Annotated in this window: 1 protein-coding gene; it reads left to right on the forward strand. The window is 56.4% G+C overall.

From position 1 onward, the window contains the following. Positions 1-109 precede the first annotated feature (109 nt). On the forward strand, positions 110-1,717 hold the full coding sequence (locus tag ACOYNV_RS27810; protein WP_422903067.1) for a ShlB/FhaC/HecB family hemolysin secretion/activation protein: 1,608 nt from the start codon (positions 110-112) through the stop codon (positions 1,715-1,717). Positions 1,718-2,128: the final 411 nt, after the last annotated feature.

The raw sequence follows: 2,128 nt of genomic DNA on the forward strand, positions 1-2,128 counted from the left end.
CCCCCCCCCCCCCCCCCCCCCCCCCCTGTACGATCGCGAACTTCACAAAACCATTAAACAAGCACGGATAATCCGCGCCCGATCATGGTCGCAAACCCAGGGAGTTTCAATGAACAAGAACAGGCATTTGTTTCTGCTCGGCGTGGGCATTTTTGCGCCATTTCTGGCTTTCGCTCAACAAAACGAAGCCAGTCGAATCGAAAAGCGCTTCGAAAAGCCGCCGGAACCCAGATCCACCCTGCAACCGCTGATTTTCCCGATCGATGAAAAACTCCCGCCAGAACAAGCGGGTGAGCTTCGATTCACGCTCAAGGAACTCACCCTCAAGGGCAACACCGCATTCTCCAGCGACGAACTGGCGCCGCTGTATGCCGAACTCGTCGGCAAGGAAGTCACGCTGCTGGACATCTACAAGGTCCGCGACGCCATTACCGCCAAATACGGCAACGCCGGCTTCGGGCTGTCCAAGGCGGTGATTCCAGAGCAGCGCATTCAGGCCGAAGGACTGGTGCGCATCGACATCATCGAAGGCTTTATCGACGAAGTGATAATCGAGGGCGCCAATGAAGACCAGCAAGAATTCCTGGCCTACGCCATCGAGAAAATCAAGGCCGAACGACCGCTCAACGCCCTCACCCTGGAGCGTTACCTGCTGCTGGCCAATGACCGGTTTGCGATCAAGGTCACGTCAACCATGAAGCCCTCCGAAACAACACCGGCTGCCTCGACCCTGATCCTGAAGGTCGAACCGGCGCCGAAGCTGGAAGGCGGAGCCAGTCTCGACAATCGCGGCACCGAATCGGTCGGACCGAACCAGATCAGCGTCAACCTGGCCATCAACGGGCTGGGCGGTCGCGCCAGCCAGACGGCCATCAACTACGCCACAACGGTACAGTTGAGCGAACTGCAATACATCAATCTCTCGCATACCGAAGTCGTGAGCAAGGAAGGCACCAACCTCAACCTGAGCTACACCAACAGCGTATCCAAGCCCGGCACGGTCATGCTACGTCTGCTCGACAACAAGAGTAACAGCGAAACCTGGTCGCTCAAGCTGGCACATCCCTTTATCCGCACCCGGCAGGAAAACCTGAGCACCTACGTCAAGTTCGACCAGCAGGATACGGACAACAAATCGCTCAACATCCTGTCGACGCAAGACAGAATCCGCGCCCTCCGGCTGGGTCTCAACTACGACAAGGCCGATACCTTCGAGGGCGTCAATCAGGCGTTGCTCCAATACAGTTTCGGCATCCAGGGCCTGGGCGCTACCCTTGACACCAACCCGATAAAATCCCGCGCCGACGGCGAAGCAGACTTTCAGAAGCTGACCGTCAATCTCTCGCGTACTCAGGAGCTGGCCTACTTCTCGCCACTGCTCAGCAAGTTCTCCCTCTACGCTGCGTTCATGGGCCAGTATTCCGCGACCGGGCTGCTTTCGCCGGAAGAATGCGGCATCGGTGGCCAGCAATTCGGCCGTGCCTACGATTCCTCGGAAATCCTCGGCGATAGCTGCCTCGCCGGCAGTCTTGAGCTGCGCTTGTCGCCCGGCACCGAAGGCACACCGTTCAAGTACGCCCAGTTCTACACCTTCTATGACGGCGGACAGACCACCAATCACACGCCGCTCAGCTTTTTTGATCAAAAAACCAAGAGTCTGTCATCGACTGGCCTGGGCGTGCGCTTCGGCATGGGGGCTTACATTAGAAAACAATAGGGGTCAGACCACGTTTATTTTAATTTTATCCATAAAGCCCGGTAGGGTGCGCAAATTCTTTTCCTTGCGCACCCGGAATCCCCGTGTACATCGACGTGCTCAATCCGCCTGAAGGTGCGCAACGCTTCGCGTTTCACACCCTACAAAACCGCACGTGGGCACATGGCGGCGATGTCTTGATGGTTGTTTGAAACCCGCTATCCGTGTTCGCAAACCTTGCAAGTGAGAAACAAGCAAACAACAGCGAATGCTTCCGCCAGTTAAGGAGTGATGCCTTCTTTCCTTTATTTCCGGCATAATTCCTCCCATGAAAACTGATCTCCTCAACCCGTGCAATGACTACGTATTCAAGCGGTTATTTGCGACCTCCCCGACACTGCTCGCTGACCTGATCAATGCCGTGCGCAGCGA

Source organism: Propionivibrio sp., from assembly GCF_049316945.1.
Classification (GTDB): Bacteria; Pseudomonadota; Gammaproteobacteria; order Burkholderiales; family Rhodocyclaceae; genus Propionivibrio.